This window comes from Undibacterium sp. Ji42W (assembly GCF_049340405.1).
Taxonomy (GTDB): domain Bacteria; phylum Pseudomonadota; class Gammaproteobacteria; order Burkholderiales; family Burkholderiaceae_D; genus Undibacterium.
Window position 1 is genome coordinate 174,494 of sequence record NZ_JBMPOV010000009.1, and the last position, 18,363, is coordinate 192,856.

An 18,363-nucleotide genomic window follows, 5' to 3' on the forward strand; every position below is an offset into this window, starting at 1 on the left:
ATACTTGGCAAGAATTGGAACTATTTGTTACAAATCAGGTTCTTAGTGAAACATTTATAAATATACGGAGATTCACCATGTTGCGACCCAGTCTGATTTTTCTTTCCCTTGCCCTGGCATTGACGGCATGCAGCAAGGGAGGAAAAGATGGCAAGGAAACGGACCAGTCCAAAGCCAGCGCAGGGTCAGCCAGCTCAAAGTCAGCCAGTGCCAAGATACCGGACAGCCCGTTGCTGGTGACAGAAGAAGATGTGCAAGTCATACAGAATAGTGCACTTTCTTCCGGACCAGTAATTACCGGCTCAATACAGCCAGAACGCAAGGCCGACCTGCGCTCGGAATTATCTACCGTGGTTTTGCAAGTATTTAAAGAAAATGGTGAGGCCGTAAAGCGTAATGATTTACTGGTACGCCTGGATGATACATCGATACGCGACAGCCGCAATTCGGCAGACGAAGCCGCCAGAGTATCGGCACAAACACTGGAGCAGGCTGAACGCCAGTTCCAGCGTTTGAAAACTTTGCGCGCTTCTGGCATGACATCAACCCAGCAACTGGAAGATGCAGAAATACGCCGTAATAATGCCCAGAGTGATCTGGTCGCAGCCAAGGCGCGCGCGGTGCAGGCACGCCAGCAAATGCAACGCACAGAAGTACGCGCACCTTTTGATGGCGTGGTTAGCGAGCGCAAGGTGTCAGCCGGTGATACCGCCCAGATAGGCAAAGAGCTGGTCAAGGTCATCGACCCGACCAGCATGCGTTTTGAGGGTTTGCTGTCGGCTGACAAGGTGAATAATGTCAAGATAGGCCAGGCAGTCAGTTTCCGTGTCAATGGTTATGGCGACCAGCAATTTGCTGGCAAGGTCAAGCGGGTGGACATGGCCGCGAATGCCACTACCAGACAGGTAGAAGTGCTAGTGGCTTTTGCCGACGCAACACCACCAAAGGTGTCTGGCCTGTATGCTGAAGGTCGCATAGAAACAGGTTCCACCCAGACCCTGATGATCAAGAGCACAGCCTTGATACGTGATGGCGACAAGGCCTATGCCTGGCGCATCAAGGATGGCACACTGAAAAAAGTCAGTATCGTGATTGGTGAACGTGATCCACGGCGTGGTGATTTTGAAATACGCAGCGGCCTGGTGGATGGCGACAAGGTCATACGCAATCCGATTTCTACCCTGGTGGATGGGCAGAAGGTAAAAATGGTTGCTACTGCCGGCGCTGACTTGCCTGCGGCTCCGGCCAGTTCAACTGCTGCATCAGCATCAGCACCTGCGGCGGCTTCGTCTCCTGCAACTGCCAGTCCTAAAGGGAAATAATCATGTTCCTTTCTGATTTCAGTATTAAGCGCCCCATTGCGATGATCGTCATCATCATCGCCCTCATGTGCATGGGCTTGCTGGCGCTAAAGAAACTCAAGGTTAACCAGATACCGGATGTTGAGGAACCTGTACTGGTGGTCAGCATTCCTTATCCTGGTGCATCGCCAGAAACGGTGGAACGCGAGATCATCAACCGTCTGGAAAAGTCGCTGCAAAGCATCACTGGTGTATACCAGGTTCGTTCGACAGCGTTTGAAGGTCGTGCGCAAGTCGTGATCGTTTTTAACTTCAACAAAAATCTGATTGAAGCCTCGGACGAGGTGCGCAATGCGATTGCATCGGTGCGCTATAAACTGCCGACCGAAATGCGGGAGCCGATACTGGAGCGAAGTGACCCTTCGGCGCAGCCCATCATGCAGATGGCGCTGTCTTCCAGCACGCTTAGCCATGCCGAGATTTCACGGCTGGCAGAAGACGAGTTGTCCGATAAATTCCGCGGTATAGATGGCGTTGCTACTGTGAGTGTGAATGGTTCTTTGCGTAGGGAGTTGACAGTGCTGCTGCATGCGCAAAAACTGCGTGAATACAATGTTTCCGTCGGTGAAGTGGTCACTGCACTGCGCAATCAAAATACCACCGCACCTGTAGGTAAAGTGCGTGGCAAGCTGGATGAACAAAGCATACGCCTGATAGGCCGCATAGAGTCACCAGCAGAGTTCCAGGATATTGTCATCAAGCGTCGTGGTACCGATCTGGTGAGACTCGCGCAAGTGGCTGAGATTGCCGACAGTTTTGCCGAGATAGGTGGCTTCAGTGTGCGCAATGGTAATCCCAATGTCGGCATCTCAGTCACCCGTTCGCGTGATGCCAGTACCGTGACAGTCGCCAATAAAGTGCGCGACTTGATAGAAGAAATCAACAAGACCCTGCCAAAAGGTAGCAAGCTCGAAGTGACGCAAGATGGTGGCAAGGATGCGCAGTCCAGCCTGAACAATGTTATTGAGTCATTGATGTTTGGTGCGGTGTTGACGATCTTTGTCGTGTACGTGTTCCTTAACTCATGGCGCTCCACCCTGATCACGGCCATGAGTTTGCCGACTTCGGTGATTGCGGCTTTCATTGCAGTGTGGTTATGTGGCTTTACCCTGAACTTCATGACCTTGCTGGGCTTGTCACTGGCAATTGGTGTGCTGATTGATGATGCGATTGTGGTGCGCGAAAACATCGTGCGTCATATGGAGATGGGGTCAGACCGCCGCACTGCCGCTAGCAATGGCACGAAGGAAATTGGCTTGGCTGTCGCTTCTACCACTTTCTCTATCATTGCCGTGTTTATTCCCGTGGCTTTCATGCCCGGTGTGTCTGGTGAATGGTTCCGGCCGTTTGCCTTGACTGTCGCCAGTTCCGTGCTGGTCAGTTTGTTTATCTCTTTTACGCTGGACCCAATGTTGTCTGCTTATTGGGGCGACCCGGTCGGCCACCATCTGGAGCCCAAGCGTGGCATCAGCCGGGTACTCGCCAAATTCAATACCTGGTTCGACCATCAGGCTGACCGTTATGGCAATGTGATTGCCTGGGCCCTGCATCACCGCGTCTGGATGGCGCTGATTGCCGGCCTCAGTTTTATAGGGGCAATCGCCTTACATGCGACCCAGGGCGGTACCAGTTTCTTGCCTGTCTCTGACAACGGCAACCTGGTCATCGACGTGCGTACACCATCCAGTGCCAGTCTGGATTATGGCCGCATGAAGGTAGAAAAAGCTGCCGAGCTTGCCCGTACCATCAAAGAAACCAAGGCCACCAACAGTGTTATCAATGCTGGTGGTGGCCGCGTGTATGTGGACATTGGCAAGAGTACTGAACGCAAGCGCTCTGCCAGCGAAGTTGGTGTAGAGTTGCGCAAGCTGGTGGCAACCATCATCGGCGCAGAATATGTGGTGCAGGATGATCTCAGCAATGGTGCCAGAAAGCCAGTGCAAATCCGGTTCTCAGGCCCGGACTCCAGAAAACTCACCGAGATTGCCACTGACTTCATGGGACAGCTCAGCAAGGTGCCAGGCGCAGTGGATGTGGGTTTGTCTGAACAGGATCCCAAAGATGAATTGCAGATAGAACTGGACCGTGGCCTGGCAAATTCACTCGGCATCTCAGTCAATGATGCCGCACAGGCTTTGCGCGTGGCGTTTGCCGGTGTCGAGATTGGCGACTGGGTTGATCCTACCGGCGAAGCGCGTGACGTGGCAGTGCGCCTGCATCCAGATGACAGGATCAGCGCAGAAAATATAGAACGTCTGCCTATTGCCGTGGCCGGTAGCGACAAGATGGTGCCGCTGGAACAGATCGCCAAGATCACTATGGGCAAAGGCCCAGCCAAGATCCAGCATACCGATGGCAAACGCATGATAGAAGTATCTGCCAATGCACAAGGCAAGTCTTCTGGTGAAGTCACAGCCGAGGCTTTGAAAATCGCCAAGGCCATGAATTTCCCTGCCGGTTTTGGTATAGAACTGGGTGGCGCAGCACGTTCGCAAAAAGAATTGTTCACTGAAATGACTATTGCCCTGGTCGCAGGCATAGGCTTGATGTACTTGATACTGGTCATGCAATTCGGTTCTTTCACCGCGCCTATTCCTGTCATGCTGTCCCTGCCTTTGAGCCTGATAGGTGTTGTGGTCGCCTTGTTGCTGACCAAAGGCACACTGAACCTGATGAGCTTTATCGGTATCATCATGCTCATGGGGTTGGTCGCAAAGAATGCGATTCTCTTGCTGGACTGCGCCAGGAAGCGGGAAGAAGAAGGCTATGACCGTGAAGAGTCGCTGATGTACGCTGGCCGCAAGCGCCTGCGTCCTATCCTGATGACGACCTTTGCGTTGATTGCCGGTATGTTGCCCGTGGCCATAGGCCTTGGTGAGGGGGGGGAGTTTTATCGCCCACTGGCGATTGCCATTATTGGCGGCACCATCACTTCCACCTTCCTGACCTTACTGGTCGTGCCGACTTTCTACGACAGTATAGAAATCAGTGTTGACCGCATGGTCGCCAAGTTCCATCGCCGTGAATCGCGCTGGAATACTTTCTTTGCCTTCATCATGACATTGGTTGAAGCCCTGCTGACACTCGTCATGTTGCGCTTTATCTTCCGCCTGCCGTTCAAGCTGTGGCGTAAGATCAGCGGCAAACCTGCCCTGGCTTGATGAAATAACTGCCCACTTCACAAGTGGGCAGTTTCATTTTTACGCCAGGTTATGTCCATCAAATGTGGCGCACAGGTAAAGCATACGAAAAAATTATTTTGTGTGGATTTTACTCATAACCGTATCGTCATAAACCCATAAGTTTTTTATTTTTGCGGTGCACAAAGCCAGCATCCATGCGGCTTGTAGCCCTTTTGCTGGTTTCAGGCACTTAGCATTCCAGTAGCTCTCTGACATTATTTCTACTTGAATGTTAGAGTAAGTTTAAAACCATAGCTTTTCTCTATCAAATGAGGGCGTTTTCACGCTTGACTACCCCTTCACAAATCTGGATACTTCGCCCACTGTTTTTCCAGATATATCCATCTTATGTGCTGGAAAAACTTATCCATGATCCCAAAAGGCAAGCCTGTCTTTACAAAAGACAGTTTGCCAAGGCAGTGAAAAAAAACAATTGAACAGGAGAGACGAATGACTCAATCCGTGGCTATGGATGGCGCCGACAAGGCGCGGATGCCCAAGCAAATACCCTACATCATCGCCAACGAAGGCTGTGAGCGTTTCAGTTTTTATGGCATGCGCAATATTCTCGTCACCTTCCTGACGACCAGCCTGCTGCTGTCCATGCCGGAAAACATGCGCGCCGGCATGGCAAAAGAGGTATTCCATACCTTCGTCATCGGCGTATATTTTTTCCCCTTGCTGGGTGGGTGGCTAGCCGACCGTTATTTTGGTAAATACAATACGGTGTTTTGGCTCAGCCTTGTGTATTGCTGCGGCCATGCATGCCTGGCTATTTTTGAAGATAACCGTAACGGCTTTTACACCGGGCTATTTTTGATTGCTTTGGGGTCTGGCGGTATCAAACCACTGGTGACGTCTTTTGTCGGAGACCAGTTCGATCAGTCTAACCGCTCTCTTGCTCAAAAAGTGTTTGACGGTTTTTACTGGATCATCAATTTTGGCTCTTTCTTTGCGTCCTTGCTGATGCCTTATTTCCTCAAGCAGTTGGGGGCCAGTATTGCGTTCGGTATTCCGGGTTTGCTGATGTTCATTGCCACGATCATTTTCTGGTCTGGCCGTACCAAGTACATCCATGTACCACCAGCACCGCGTGACCCGCATTCTTTCCTGAATGTAGTGCGCACCGCATTGACCACGAATGTACCTGGTCAGGCTAAGACCGGTTATTTCATTGCTGTGGCTGGCGTGTTACTGGCGATAGGCTCGATGTTCCTGATTCCTAAAGTAGGCATCGTCGCGGCGCTGTGCCTTGCGCTGGTGCTTGTGCTAGGTTTTGGTGGCATGGGTACGTGGATGCAACTGGAGCGAGCCCGTGGCATCCATCCTGATATCGCTATTGACGGTGTGCGTTCGGTATTGCGCATCCTGGTGGTGTTTGCACTGGTGACACCATTCTGGTCCTTGTTCGATCAAAAGGCATCAACATGGGTTTTGCAGGCGGATCAGATGACCAAGCCTTCATGGTTCCAGTCGTCTCAAATGCAGGCTTTGAACCCTATGCTGGTGATGCTGCTCATCCCTTTCAATAACCTGGTTTTGTATCCATTGTTAAAGCGTAAAGGCGTGGAGCTCACTGCCTTGCGCCGCATGGGCACTGGCATTGCATTCTCTGGCCTGGCCTGGATCGTGGTCGGCTTCATGCAAGTAGCCATTGATGGTGGCAATGCCCTGACCATCACATGGCAAATCCTGCCGTATGCCTTGCTGACCTTTGGTGAGGTGCTGGTGTCAACCACAGGTCTGGAATTTGCCTATAGCCAGGCACCGCTGGCAATGAAGGGTGTGATTATGAGCTTCTGGAACCTGTCGGTCACGATTGGTAACCTGTGGGTCTTGCTGGCCAACTCCAGTGTCAAGAGTGAGGCGGTGACTGAGCAAATCAAATCAACTGGCATGAGCGTCACGGCTTTCCAGATGTTCTTCTTTGCCGGCTTTGCTTTGTTGGCAGCTTTCTTGTTTGCCCTGTATGCACGAGGTTATACGATGCAAAACAATTACCGTCAGGCGAAATAAGCTGATTGTATGACGTCAAAAAAACCGCATGATTTTATTCATGCGGTTTTTTTTGTTCAGCTATTGTTTAGCTGTTCTCCAGTTTATTGCTCAGCGCAGTATTTCTGTCAGTACCCGTCCTTCAGAGCCTGACGGTGGGCGCACTCGCAACAGGTGCGCCAGCGTAGGTGCAATATCCATGACTTCTGCATACTGGCCATAGGAACCGGGTTTGAAAGGTTTGCCCATCAATATCAGTGGTACATTGGTGTCGTAGATGTATGGTGAGCCATGCGATGTGCCATGCGCTTCACTACCAAAATACCAGTAAGGCTTGGTGACAACCATGACATCGCCCGAACGCTGTTTATGCCATGCACGTTGCACCAGTGTGCCTATACGCGTACGTGGCAGGTTGCCATTTTCAAATTGGGTACGGGTAAAACTGTCGGCCACACCTGGCAAGCCAAGCAAAAATCTTGCGGCTGCATTTTCCACATCTTCGCGTTTCAGGTTTTTTTGCTCTATCAGCTTATAGTCGAGCAAGAAGTTGGGCGCAGACCATTTGCGGACCAGATCCTTTTGCCCAAATTTTTCAGACAGGTGCTGGTTCAGGTCTCCGGTCATTTTTTTACTATCCAGACGTTGCGCATCACGTTTGATGGATTGCGCAAATTCCGGCACGTTCGGGAAACCGTGATCGGCTGTCAACACCACCATGGTATTTTCCAGACCTACGCGCTTGTCCAGATAAGTGAAAAAGCTCGCCAGCATCCTGTCCAGTCTTTGCAAATGGTCATGTGACATATGGCTCTCAGGACCAAAGCTGTGATTGACATAATCATGGCTGGACAAGCTGACACCCAATACATCTGGCACGCCAGTCGGGTTTTGTCCGAGCTTTTCACCTTCGATGGCAGCACGGGCAAAGTCCAGTGTCATCTCATCGACATAAGGGCTAGTGTATAAATCCTTATAGTAATCAGCATCAGGCTTGCCTGATTTGCTGTTATAGACGAATGGGAAGCGCTTGTCTTTTTCTTTTTGGTTGATGACCAGCTCGTCGTTGGCATCGTTCACATACGCAGCATCAGGCAATAACGGACGCCATTCCTTGCCATAGAAGCGGTCTTGCGGTTTTGCTGCCTGGTATTGCTGTACCCATTGTGGGTGGGATTTCATGTAATACGTGGAACTGGAAAAATTACCCGTCTTGCTCATGTACATATAAGCGGTACCAGTTTTGCCTGCCAGCAGGATCGCACCCCTGTCCTTGCCGGACACAGTAATCACCTTGCTGTGTTCACCATTCGAATAGCGCAATTCATCGCCCAGCGTGCTCACGCGCAGGTTGGCCGGGGAGGTGCCGTCGCTGGCCTTGGTTTCTTCACCGATGTAAGTGTACTGCTTGTCTTCTGTGCAATAGACAGATTCCAGCGTGACCGGGTCTATCCAGTTATTGCCGATGATGCCATGCTGGTAAGGATATGCACCTGTGAGTACGGCAGTGTGACCAACCGCAGTCACGGTAATGCCATGCGCTTGATGGGCATCAGAGAACCAGGCACCCTGGTCCAACAAGCGGCGGAAACCACCCTGACCAAACTGGTCACGGTAACGCACGACTTGTTCCTGCGGCAAACCATCAACAACCAGAACCACGATCAGTTTGGCTTGCGCCGGTTTTTCGACTGCAAGGGCAGCAAGAGCATCTGAGGTGGGCAGGCTGACAGCGGCAGCAAAGCCGCTCAGTAACAACAATCGGCGCATCGGCCTGGGCATGTTTGGCAAGTGATTCATCATGGTATATTATCGAACAGTCAATGAAAAGCCGACTCTGATTCTTATCGGCACTAAAGCTAGCATACACTAAGTGATGCATCTGACAGGCGCATGACAGCGTAAATTTTGGGCAAAATATATATTAAAAATGCGTATGCTTTCCAGCATGTATTTTTAATATGCTAAATTTTTTTACCTTCACTGTTGTCGCAAGCCAAAAACAATCTGCCTGATCTTGCATTTTCTTACTTTGCGGGAACCTACGCGGCAGTAAAATGATGTGACGCTTGTCAATACAAGACTTGCGGCGAGCCTTGATCGGATCCGTCTTGAACGAAGATAACTATTACGCTTACCTTTTTGATATTTTGCCCGTTGCTGTCGCGATTGCGGTGAATGGCAAATTGGTCAAGCTCAATCCCACTGCGGTGCGGTTACTGGAAGTCAGTAACGAGCAGCTATTGCTGGGCAAATCGGTGGATGAATTTGTTCATCCCATCGACCAGCCGCGTTCGCAGGGGCGCTTGAGAAAGCAGGGCAGCGATTGGGCGAATGCAAACAGCAAGTTCCGCATCCGTACCAGCAAGGGTAATTTCCGCATGTTGCTGGTGATTAGCAAATCCATCGTATTTGAGGGTAAAGATGCCGTCTTGATCAGTGGCATGGACATGACTGAGCATAATGAGATGGAAGAGCAATTACGCCAGAGTGAATTCAATTTCCGGCGTCTTTTTGAAAACATGCAGGACGTGTATTACCGCACCGACGTCGACGGCATAGTACAAAAAGTCAGTCCGGCAGTCACTAAAATATTGGGTTACACCCCTGACGAAATCGAGGGTAAACCTGCAGCGGCCCTCTATCCGCAGATGGGCGACAGGGAGGCCTTTAGAAAAGAAATCATGCTGCACGGTATGGTTAATGATTTCCCTGGACAAATGGTCACCAAGGATGGACGTACCATTGATATTTCAGTCAATAGCCAGGCGCTGTATGACGATGAAGGCAATTATGCAGGGGCAGAAGGCATTTGCCGGGATGTCACCCAGCGCAAAATGCTGGAAAGAGAATTGCAAAGACTGGCAACCACGGATTCCTTGACTGGCATCGCCAATCGCCGGGCCTTTCTTGAACATGCCGAGCACATATTCAAAAGCTGCCAGCGCTATCAAACCCAGATGACACTGCTGATGCTGGATCTGGATTTCTTTAAGAGCATTAACGATAAATATGGTCACCAGTCTGGCGACCTGGCGCTGATACGTTTTGCTGAAGCTGTCAAACTGGAATTGCGAGAATCAGACCTGTTTGGCCGTCTTGGTGGAGAAGAGTTTTGCGTGCTCCTGCAACAGGCCAATCAGCCAGAGGCCATGCTGGTGGCTGAGCGCATACGCGCTCATGTACAATCCCTGCTGTTGAATACTGCCGCTGGCGAACCGTTCTCATTGACTGTAAGTATAGGCATCGCCATATACCGGTCCGAGGATGACCGCCTTGGCCGTTTACTTGAGCGCGCGGACAAGGCCTTGTACCAGGCCAAGAGCAAAGGCCGCAACCGGGTTACCTGGGAAACCTAGTGTTCGGGTTTTCCCCTGCTGCACACTACACACTGATCAGGCGCTGACGCTCAGAATCAGTAACAGATAAATGAGCAACGAACATCCTGCCACGAACAGCAGGGCTATCGTGCGCCACAGGCTGGCAGCTATTCCCAATTGATAGGCCTCACGTAACTGCCTGAACATATGCAGGGGTGGCACAAACACAAATAGCAGTACTGCTACGGTGCTGAAACCCATGGTATTCAGTATGGCCGTCATCATCAGAAGCAAGGCCATGAAGGACAGGGAGTACAGCGAAAACACTGCATGATCGAACATGCCATATCTGCGCTTGAAGATGAATAGCAACCATAAAAACGGCAAGGAGATGGGCATGAGCATGAAGGCAAGCTTCGAAGCATTGCTCTTCATTTTGTATAAGGTCAATTCAGGTGTATTGACCGCATGCTTGATTTTTTCCTGTATGGATGGAAGGGAAGAGGTAACCGTTACCTTTTGTTTTTTCTCTGCTTGTTTTGCCTGTTTTTCTTCTATTTTTTTAAACAGTTTTTCATCCAGTTTTTGCGCCAGTTTTCCTACACCATTATCCTTGTCGTCAGCTTTTGTCTGACCGGTTCCATCATTTTTGATACCAAGTAAACTTAGTGAATTTTCCAGTGCAGTGATGTCTGATTTAAGATCGGCGATGTTTTCATCCAGTTCTTCCTGTTTCGAGTCTCCTGCCGGTAGTTGGCCGCGCTCACTTTGCAGGGATGTCAACTTCGCTTGATTCTCTTGTAAAACCCTGGTGATACCTTCTTTGGTATGCGGCTTGTCAGAAATACTTTCAAGGGGATTACTGGTCGTGAAAGAAAACACAAAAAACATCATAAAGATCAAAAACAAAAACAGGGCCAAAGGTGACACATAGCGCGTGCGCTGCCCTTCTATATAGTCGCGGGTCAGTTTGCCAGGTGACCAGATCAGTTTTGGGATGGTCCGCCATGCCTTGGTCTCAAAGTGGAACAGACCATGCAAAAGCTCTTCTACCAAATGCAGCAGCGACCGGTGTATATGCGCGGCTTGTCCGCAAGCATGGCAAAATGCGCCTTGCAGGGTCGCATTGCAGTTGGCACAGGCATGTTGATGTTCATCACCGCTGGCTGCATGGGAACTGCCTTTTTGTGCTTCGTTGACCAGCACGGCTGCTGTTGCCACGTCCGTCGCAATTTCCACATCCACGTTCATACATTTGCTCTCTGATTTTTTTGATTGTGCACGATATTGAGCTTCCCTCAGTCCGGCAAGATAGCACAAAATGAGGTGTGGATTTGATAATGTGCCAAGATTTTTCCATTCATTGTGGTATCAAAAAATCGTTAATGAAAGTGGCTTTCCCCATAATTGCATAGTCTATCCATATACTTGGTGCTATTCTGGAACGCATCACTTACCGTGTAGCGGTAACTCATCTTGGTTTTAAGGAGTTCTGCTCCGATCTGCCTTTAGTGTCACGCTTTATCTGTTGCAAATTGAAATCGTTAACTTCTTGATGACAAAGGTGCAAATAATGAAAAGTACACGCCTGTTTCTTATAAAAATTACTGGCCTCATGATGTTATTGACGGGTGCAGCGACAGCCAGCAGTGCAGAAACCTACAAGCTGGGTGTGAATGCACCGCGCTCTACACAAGAAACCCAAAACCAGTGGCAGGACCTGGGCAAATACTTAAGCAAGGCAACAGGCAAGCAAGTAGAAATCGTCCCCATGGAAGTGTCCAAGGTATTTGGCGATGCCAGTGCCAAGAAGGTCGATTTCATCCTCGCTAATCCTAACCAGACTCTGATGCTCAAAGTGAAGCTGGGCGCAACGCTGCTGGCATCGCTGAACGGTAAGCAGGGTTCTGTATTCGGTGGTGTCGTCGTGGTCAAGAAAGGCGGCAGCATCAGCAAGCTGGAAGACTTGAAGGGCAAGCCTGTCAGCGCTCTGGGCATACAGTCTGCTGGCGGTTATTTATTCCAGGTGTATCACTTGTCCCAAAAGGGTATGCAACCCAGGCGTGACTATGGGCTGTTCACGACCACCAGCCAGGATGACTCTGTGCTGGCCGTGCAATCAGGCAAATCCAGCGCCGCCTTTGTCCGTACCGGCATACTGGAAAACATGGCCAAGGAAGGTAAGATCAAGCTGGACGATTTCACTATCCTGGATGAGCGCAAGGATGCCAAATTCCCGTTCTTGCTGACGACGGAACTGTATCCAGAATATTTCGTGGTCGCCTTGCCACATGCGAATAAAGACGTGGCAGCCGAGATCAAGACCGCATTACTCAAAATGCCTGCGACTGAACCAGCCGCACAGACTGCAGGTATCAAGGGTTTTATAGAACCCCTAAGCACCTCTACGCTGGAAAGCGCCATGCGTGCTGTCAAAGCGCCGCCATTTGAATAGCAATACTTGCTAATCAAAACGCATCACTACTTTGCTGCGGTGATGCGTTTTTCTTTGATAAATTCCATGGAATTGCTTGTAAAAGGCGACGGCACTCATGTGTACGTCCTTCCTTGTCACAACCAGCCGGATTTTTTGAATCGGTAATATAGATAAGCGCAGGCTGAGAACATGATGCCTACCGCCATGGGGTACCCATAATGCCATTCCAGTTCTGGCATGGCCTTGAAGTTCATCCCCCAGATACCGGCAAAAGCAGTGGGTACTGCAAAAATCGCAGCGCCTGCAGCCAGACGCTTGTTGACTTCGCTCTCATCAATGGCAACCATGGACAAGTTAACCTGTATCGCCGTGCTGATGGTGTCACGTATGGTTTCGATCGAGGTATTGATACGGTACAGGTGATCATATACATCGCGGAAATATTCTTGCGTATTTACACACAGGGCAGGAACGCGTCCGCCAAACAATTTGCCACAGGCTTCCATCAAGGGCGTGACCGCATGTTTGACGACCATGATCTTGCGCTTTAGCTGGTACAGGCGCTGAATGTTGGCGCGTTCACTACCCTTGGTAAAAATCTGTTCTTCGATAAGTTCCAGTTCTTCTTCGAGGGCTTCTACGACCGGGAAGTAACGGTCAACCACAGCATCGATCAGGGCATAAAACACAAATGAAGAACCATGCTTGAGCAAATGTGGCTCACGTTCACAGCGTTGCCGCACGCCCAGGAAATTTTGCTGGCAACGGTTACGTACCGACAGCACATAATTTTCACCGACGAAGAGATTGAGCTCACCTATATTCAATTCACCTTGCAGCATTTCCACTGTGTGGATGACGGCAAAAAGGGAATCACCATATTCTTCTATCTTTGGCCTTTGATAACCATGGCGCGCATCTTCGACCGCCAGCTCATGCAAATCAAATTCCACCTGCATTTCCTGTAACTCTTCATCCGAAGCGTCACGCAAAGCCACCCAGACAAACTGGTCTTTATTTTGTACATAGTCGCTGATGGCTGCTACGGAGATATCGGAAAGCTTGCGGCCTTCCTGGTAAGTGACGCAGTTGATTAACATGTTTCAGTTTTCCATCTTTATTATGAAAAAATAGTTGCGGCCTCAGTCTGATCGAATATGATGCCGATGTAAACTCGGGCTGCTCAGAATTCAATTGGTATCGTAAAAAGTCGCATCGCCGGCACGCCACCAGCGCTTTTCCACACGGAAACTGAAGCGACGCCGGAATTGCAGTGGGCTCATCCTGGTTTCCCTCTTGAACAGTCGGCAAAATGAACTGCTATTGCGGTAACCGCATTGCTCAACGATGGCATTGATATCCAGCATGCTGATTTCCAATAATTGCTTGGCTCTCTGTATGCGCAATGTTTGCAGATACGAGAGCGGCGACATGCCAAGCACTTCATTGAAATAACGATTGATAGTGCGCGGGCTGACTGCGGCGGCATTGGCAACTTCTTGTAAATCATAAGAGCGGCTGAGGTCGGCTTCCAGCCATGTCCTTGCCTTGAAGACGATGCCATCTCTGGCTTTGGTCGACAGCACGGGGTTCATGTCCGCACTGATCTTATAGCGCTCTTCACGGTAGTACGTGGCATCTATGGCACTATTGGCCAGAGCATCGCCAGAATGCAGGCGCATGATTTCGTAAATTAAACGGTAATTGCTCGCCAGTGCACCGGTGGTAAAGATGTTGCCATCGACCACCACTTCATGCCGCAGATTTAACAATACCTGCGGATAGTTATCACTTAGCCATCCGCTGATCATCCAACTGATGGCGGCCTGTTTGTGATCGAGCAAGCCCGCCTCGGCCAGGAAGCCGGTGCCGTTATAGCTGGCAGCAATGATGGCACCGGTTTGGTAGCGTGTCTGCAGCAAGGCTTTTTCTGCGGCGCCTGTTTTTACGCGTTTTTCAAGATCATAGATAGTTGCCATGTGCAGGCCAGGCACCACCAGCACGGTTTGCCTGGCGGGCAGGTAGTCATCGGTGTTGTCAGCATCAGGTGCCATTACATCGCTCAGCCCTGACAGGTGCAGCGGCTTGCCATATATATCGATGATGCGCCAGCGAAATGGCAGGGCAGACTTGCCAATGCGGCTGAGTTGTTCCGGGTTGCGCAAACTCCATAGTGTATTGCCTGCCATGACAGCGTCAATGCTGGTCAGCATGGCGCCGGGCAAACAGCCTTGCAGATATAAAAGGTCAAAGCGTAGCGGTAACATTTTATTACATAGATTTGCTTACAAGTTATGGCTGGATCAGCACATGGCTTGTCTATTTTAGCTTATTAATTTCTGTGAGCATGAATATACTTGCTACACAGAAACAACATTTCTGTTTCCAAAAGTGGGTGCGCACGCCACAGGAAAGGCTTCTTTTCCCTTAAAACTGCTTAATACTTTGGATATGATCATGCTCTCACTTGCACAGACAAATACCATCATTGGTATGCCACTTGATGTTTCCCGCAAAAATATTGGCGACGTGTTCGCACGGCAAGCACCGGTTTATCCCTGGCCAGACAAGCAAATTTCTGGTTTTAAAGTCAAGCTGGTGAACTCCATGAATGACCGTGAATCCATCAACATGCTGGTGAACCAGCGCTTTTCTTCAAGGGGCTATGCCCACCCTGAAAAAAGCAGGGCAATGAACGTATTGAGTCTGCAAGCCACGATAGAAAACCGCATCGTTGGTACTCTCAGCGTGCAATTTGATTCTGGTGATGGCCTGCCACTTGATAAGCTTTATCAGTTTGAACTGGATAGCCTGCGCCGCAGGGGCGCAAAACTTTGCCAGTTCACCAAGCTGGCGATTGAAAAAGAAGTCAAATCCAGGAGCGTGCTGGCATCCTTGTTCCATATTGCTGAAATCTGGGCTCTCCGGGTGCGTAGCTATAACTATATTTGTATAGAAGTGAATCCCAGGCATGTGGCGTTTTACCAGCGCATGCTGAAGTTCACGGTCTTGAGTGACGTCCGCGATAATCAGCAAATTCAGGCACCCTCAGTTTTGCTGGGCATAGACTTGAACTATGTGGCGTCGCTGGTCGCACAATTTGGCGGCAAGCCAGAGCTGGCAGATACAGAGCGTTCTTTTTATCCTTATTTGTTTTCGCCTGAAGAGGAAGTCAACCTGGCTGCCCGTCTGCATGGCATGAGCGAGTATCACGCATGAAACCATCATCGCAAAACCAAACCCAGCCAGCACCTGCATTTGATTATGAGCTGGCGTTCTCGCGCAATCTGGGTTGGTTTACAGAAGCAGAGCAGGGGCAATTGCGCGGCAAGAAAGTCGCGATTGCCGGCATGGGGGGTGTCGGTGGCGCACATTTGCTGACACTGACAAGGCTAGGCATAGGTGCTTTCCATATCGCAGATTTTGATCAGTTTGATTTGCCGAATATGAATCGCCAGGCCGGTGCCATGCTATCCACGCTGGGCAAAGACAAGGCGCACGTCATGCAAGGCATGGCGAAAGATATCAACCCTGATTTGCAGATAGAAGTATTTCCCAAGGGAGTAGGCGCTGGCAATATGGATGCTTTCCTCGATGGTGTTGATATCTATATCGATAGCCTGGATTTTTTTGCCTTCGATACCCGCCGCGCAGTGTTTGCTGCCTGTCATCGCAAAAGCATACCCGCCGTCACCGCCGCCCCTCTGGGCATGGGGATAGCGGTGTTGACTTTCCTGCCCGGCAAGATGAGTTTTGATGATTATTTCCAGATGCAGGGGCAATCAGAGTTCGAGCAAGGCATACGTTTTTTGCTAGGTCTGGCGCCAGCACGTCTGCATGGAACCTATCTTGTTGACCCCAGTCGTGTCAGGCTGGATTTGAAAAAAGGGCCTTCCACTGTCATGGCATGCCAGCTCTGTGCCGGTGTGGCGGCCACTGAAGCTGCCAAGATACTACTGGGACGCGGCAAGGTAGTGTGTGCACCGCGTGGCATACATTATGACGCTTACCGGCAAGAGTTGAAGAAAACCTGGCTACCCGGCGGTAACCGTAATCCGCTACAAAAAATCAAACTCGCTATCGCCAGGCGCATGCTTGGGCAAAAACTGGTCAACGCAGGGAGGCAATATGAGTCCGCTTGAATATGTACTCGATAAAGCACGTTGGGCACCTAGTGGTGACAATATACAAAACTGGCGCTTTGACATTATTTCAGACCATGCTTTCATCATCCGCGCCTTTGATACGCGCGACACGGTTGTCTATGATTTCGAGGGACGTCCCAGCCAGATGGCGCTGGGTGCACTGCTGGAAAATATCAGTCTGGCCGCCAGTCATCAACGTCGCCATGCAGAATTTTTACGCATAGATAGCCGGGGACAATTGGGCAACAGCAGGGCCATTGCGTATCAGGTCAGGCTTTTGCCGATTGATATTTGTGTGCCACATCCTTTGGCAGAGATGATAGAAAAAAGAAGCGTGCAAAGACGTGCACTGTCCACGCGAGATTTGCAGGCCGGGCATGAAAGGGCACTAGAGCAGGCAGCAGGTGAAAACTTCGATATCTGCTGGTTTGGTGGCTGGCATCAGCGCTGGAAGATGGCGAAATTATTATGGAGTAATGCGAAAATTCGTCTGACCATGCCAGAAGCCTTTCCTACCCATCAAAAAATCATCGATTGGGGAAAGCAATTCAGTACTGACCGCGTCCCTGATCAGGCCCTGGGCATGGATAAAATTGGCTTGTTGCTGATGCGCTGGGCCATGCATAGCTGGCAGCGGGTGAATTGGATGAATCGCTATATGGCAGGCACCTGGCTGCCACGCCTGCAACTTGACTTGATCCCTGCATTATTCTGCGCACGGCATTTCATGATCGTGGCAAAGCAAGAACCGCAAACGGTAGAAGATTTTATTGCTGCCGGCCGCAGCATGCAGCGCCTCTGGCTGACCGCGACGCAACTGGGCATACAATTGCAGCCAGAGATGACACCGCTGATTTTTAGTTGGTATTTTAAAGCCGGACGGTCTTGCAGTGATACGGCTGGCATACAAGAGCAAATGCTGTATTTACAGCAAAGCCTGGCAACATTTTGCCATCCTGCTGTTTTGAAAAATACCAGTTTTATGGGGCGGCTAGGTTACGGCAGACAGGCGCAATCACGCTCTTTGAGATTGAAGTTGCAGGATTTGTGTCTGCAGTCCAGCAGTGACCAAGAAAATGATTATCGCGACTACCTGACAGTTTGCAAGCTTCCCGCCAAGGAACAACGTTGATTATCATAATTTGTGCAGGGTGGACAATTGCTGCTGTCAAGCTGCAGGGTCAGCATCCGGAACCGGCGGAAGCAGACGCAGATATTCTTTACGAACGACTTCATAGCACTCGCAGACACGGCTTTCCATTGCTTTTCTATCTATTACCTTGACATGACCACGTCTGCAGGTAATCAAACCATCTTTTTGTAATTCGCCTATGACTTGGGTCACGCTTTCACGGCGTACTCCCAGTAGATTTGAAATCATTTCCTGGGTGATCACGATATCATTTGAATGCAATCTGTCCATACTCATCAAAAGCCAGCGGCACAATTGCTGATCCAGTAAATGGTGCTGGTTGCAAACGGCGGTTTGTGCAGTCTGGCAAATCAGCGCTTGTGTATAAAGCAAAGCGTATTGCTGCAATTTTCCGCCCAGGGCAAATTCCCTTTTCATGATTTTTCTGCTTAGCTTGTAAGCCTTGCCTGTGCTTTGGACCTCTGTGCTGGACGGCATGCTATCGCCACCCATGAAAATGGAAATGCCTACCATGCCCTCATTGCCGACCAGTGCCACTTCGCTCGACGAGCCATCTTCCAGCGCGTAGATCAGCGAGACAATGCCAGAGATAGGGAAATACAGGAAACGTACATGGTCACCAGATTCCAGCATAGTCCACTTCAAAGGAAGAGGAACGAGTTCCAGATCAGGCAAAATACGCTCGAAATCTGCCTTGGGTAGCGCAGCTAATATGCTGTTCTGTTTTGGATTTTCAGACCATGCAGCTTTGCTTGTTTTTTTCATATGTG

The 18,363-nt window shown here is 50.1% G+C and carries 13 protein-coding genes; 8 read left to right on the forward strand and 5 right to left on the reverse strand.

The window, feature by feature from the left end; genetic code table 11:
• The first annotated feature begins 77 nt into the window (after positions 1-77).
• The 3 genes from ACO0LG_RS20175 to ACO0LG_RS20185 all read left to right on the forward strand — a co-directional run bounded on the left by ACO0LG_RS20175 (position 78) and on the right by ACO0LG_RS20185 (position 6,559).
• On the forward strand, positions 78-1,322 hold the full coding sequence (locus tag ACO0LG_RS20175; RefSeq protein WP_423029348.1) for an efflux RND transporter periplasmic adaptor subunit: 1,245 nt from the start codon (positions 78-80) through the stop codon (positions 1,320-1,322).
• 2 nt (positions 1,323-1,324) lie between these two features.
• Positions 1,325-4,522 carry an efflux RND transporter permease subunit gene (locus ACO0LG_RS20180; protein ID WP_423029349.1) on the forward strand — a complete coding sequence of 1,066 codons (3,198 nt, stop codon included), beginning with the start codon at positions 1,325-1,327 and terminating at the stop codon, positions 4,520-4,522.
• Between the two features lie 471 nt (positions 4,523-4,993).
• Positions 4,994-6,559 (forward strand): oligopeptide:H+ symporter, encoded by a 1,566-nt coding sequence (locus ACO0LG_RS20185; protein ID WP_423029350.1) that lies wholly within the window; start codon positions 4,994-4,996, stop codon positions 6,557-6,559.
• A gap of 90 nt (positions 6,560-6,649) precedes the next feature.
• Here the strand turns inward: ACO0LG_RS20185 and ACO0LG_RS20190 are convergent, their stop codons facing one another.
• Positions 6,650-8,341 carry an alkaline phosphatase family protein gene (locus ACO0LG_RS20190; protein ID WP_423029351.1) on the reverse strand — a complete coding sequence of 564 codons (1,692 nt, stop codon included), beginning with the start codon at positions 8,339-8,341 and terminating at the stop codon, positions 6,650-6,652.
• Positions 8,342-8,649: 308 nt separating this feature from the next.
• On the opposite strand from ACO0LG_RS20190, the gene ACO0LG_RS20195 reads away from it, so the two are divergent.
• A complete protein-coding gene (locus ACO0LG_RS20195) occupies positions 8,650-9,897 on the forward strand; it encodes a sensor domain-containing diguanylate cyclase (RefSeq protein WP_423029352.1) in 1,248 nt (415 codons plus the stop codon).
• A gap of 36 nt (positions 9,898-9,933) precedes the next feature.
• On the opposite strand, the gene ACO0LG_RS20200 is transcribed toward ACO0LG_RS20195, so the two are convergent.
• On the reverse strand, positions 9,934-11,109 hold the full coding sequence (locus ACO0LG_RS20200; protein WP_423029353.1) for a DUF3667 domain-containing protein: 1,176 nt from the start codon (positions 11,107-11,109) through the stop codon (positions 9,934-9,936).
• A gap of 322 nt (positions 11,110-11,431) precedes the next feature.
• Here ACO0LG_RS20200 and ACO0LG_RS20205 point away from each other — a divergent pair, with 322 nt between their 5' ends.
• On the forward strand, positions 11,432-12,313 hold the full coding sequence (locus tag ACO0LG_RS20205; RefSeq protein WP_423029354.1) for a phosphate/phosphite/phosphonate ABC transporter substrate-binding protein: 882 nt from the start codon (positions 11,432-11,434) through the stop codon (positions 12,311-12,313).
• A gap of 116 nt (positions 12,314-12,429) precedes the next feature.
• On the opposite strand, the gene corA is transcribed toward ACO0LG_RS20205, so the two are convergent.
• Entirely contained in the window at positions 12,430-13,395 is a 966-nt protein-coding gene (corA, locus tag ACO0LG_RS20210) for a magnesium/cobalt transporter CorA (protein WP_423029355.1), read from the reverse strand.
• 90 nt (positions 13,396-13,485) lie between these two features.
• Positions 13,486-14,562 (reverse strand): GlxA family transcriptional regulator, encoded by a 1,077-nt coding sequence (locus tag ACO0LG_RS20215; protein WP_423029356.1) that lies wholly within the window; start codon positions 14,560-14,562, stop codon positions 13,486-13,488.
• A 190-nt stretch (positions 14,563-14,752) separates the two neighbouring features.
• On the opposite strand from ACO0LG_RS20215, the gene ACO0LG_RS20220 reads away from it, so the two are divergent.
• From ACO0LG_RS20220 to ACO0LG_RS20230, 3 genes are read left to right on the forward strand one after another with little or no spacing between them, the layout of a single operon-like run.
• On the forward strand, positions 14,753-15,514 hold the full coding sequence (locus ACO0LG_RS20220; RefSeq protein WP_423029357.1) for an N-acyl amino acid synthase FeeM domain-containing protein: 762 nt from the start codon (positions 14,753-14,755) through the stop codon (positions 15,512-15,514).
• On the forward strand, positions 15,511-16,437 hold the full coding sequence (locus ACO0LG_RS20225) for a ThiF family adenylyltransferase (protein ID WP_423029358.1): 927 nt from the start codon (positions 15,511-15,513) through the stop codon (positions 16,435-16,437). The genes ACO0LG_RS20220 and ACO0LG_RS20225 overlap by 4 nt, the downstream gene beginning before the upstream one ends.
• Positions 16,424-17,572 carry a nitroreductase family protein gene (locus tag ACO0LG_RS20230; protein WP_423029359.1) on the forward strand — a complete coding sequence of 383 codons (1,149 nt, stop codon included), beginning with the start codon at positions 16,424-16,426 and terminating at the stop codon, positions 17,570-17,572. Before ACO0LG_RS20225 ends, ACO0LG_RS20230 begins: the two co-directional genes overlap by 14 nt.
• A gap of 36 nt (positions 17,573-17,608) precedes the next feature.
• Here the strand turns inward: ACO0LG_RS20230 and ACO0LG_RS20235 are convergent, their stop codons facing one another.
• Entirely contained in the window at positions 17,609-18,358 is a 750-nt protein-coding gene (locus ACO0LG_RS20235; protein WP_423029360.1) for a Crp/Fnr family transcriptional regulator, read from the reverse strand.
• Positions 18,359-18,363: the final 5 nt, after the last annotated feature.

Bases quoted from the DNA above. Each gene is read 5' to 3' on its own strand.
- ACO0LG_RS20230 (WP_423029359.1), top strand. From the start codon at position 16,424: ATGAGTCCGCTTGAATATGTACTCGATAAAGCACGTTGGGCACCTAGT.
- ACO0LG_RS20180 (WP_423029349.1), top strand. From the start codon at position 1,325: ATGTTCCTTTCTGATTTCAGTATTAAGCGCCCCATTGCGATGATCGTC.
- ACO0LG_RS20205 (WP_423029354.1), top strand. From the start codon at position 11,432: ATGAAAAGTACACGCCTGTTTCTTATAAAAATTACTGGCCTCATGATG.
- ACO0LG_RS20185 (WP_423029350.1), top strand. From the start codon at position 4,994: ATGACTCAATCCGTGGCTATGGATGGCGCCGACAAGGCGCGGATGCCC.
- ACO0LG_RS20220 (WP_423029357.1), top strand. From the start codon at position 14,753: ATGCTCTCACTTGCACAGACAAATACCATCATTGGTATGCCACTTGAT.
- ACO0LG_RS20200 (WP_423029353.1), bottom strand. From the start codon at position 11,109: ATGAACGTGGATGTGGAAATTGCGACGGACGTGGCAACAGCAGCCGTG.
- ACO0LG_RS20235 (WP_423029360.1), bottom strand. From the start codon at position 18,358: ATGAAAAAAACAAGCAAAGCTGCATGGTCTGAAAATCCAAAACAGAAC.
- ACO0LG_RS20175 (WP_423029348.1), top strand. From the start codon at position 78: ATGTTGCGACCCAGTCTGATTTTTCTTTCCCTTGCCCTGGCATTGACG.
- ACO0LG_RS20225 (WP_423029358.1), top strand. From the start codon at position 15,511: ATGAAACCATCATCGCAAAACCAAACCCAGCCAGCACCTGCATTTGAT.
- ACO0LG_RS20190 (WP_423029351.1), bottom strand. From the start codon at position 8,341: ATGATGAATCACTTGCCAAACATGCCCAGGCCGATGCGCCGATTGTTG.
- ACO0LG_RS20215 (WP_423029356.1), bottom strand. From the start codon at position 14,562: ATGTTACCGCTACGCTTTGACCTTTTATATCTGCAAGGCTGTTTGCCC.
- corA (WP_423029355.1), bottom strand. From the start codon at position 13,395: ATGTTAATCAACTGCGTCACTTACCAGGAAGGCCGCAAGCTTTCCGAT.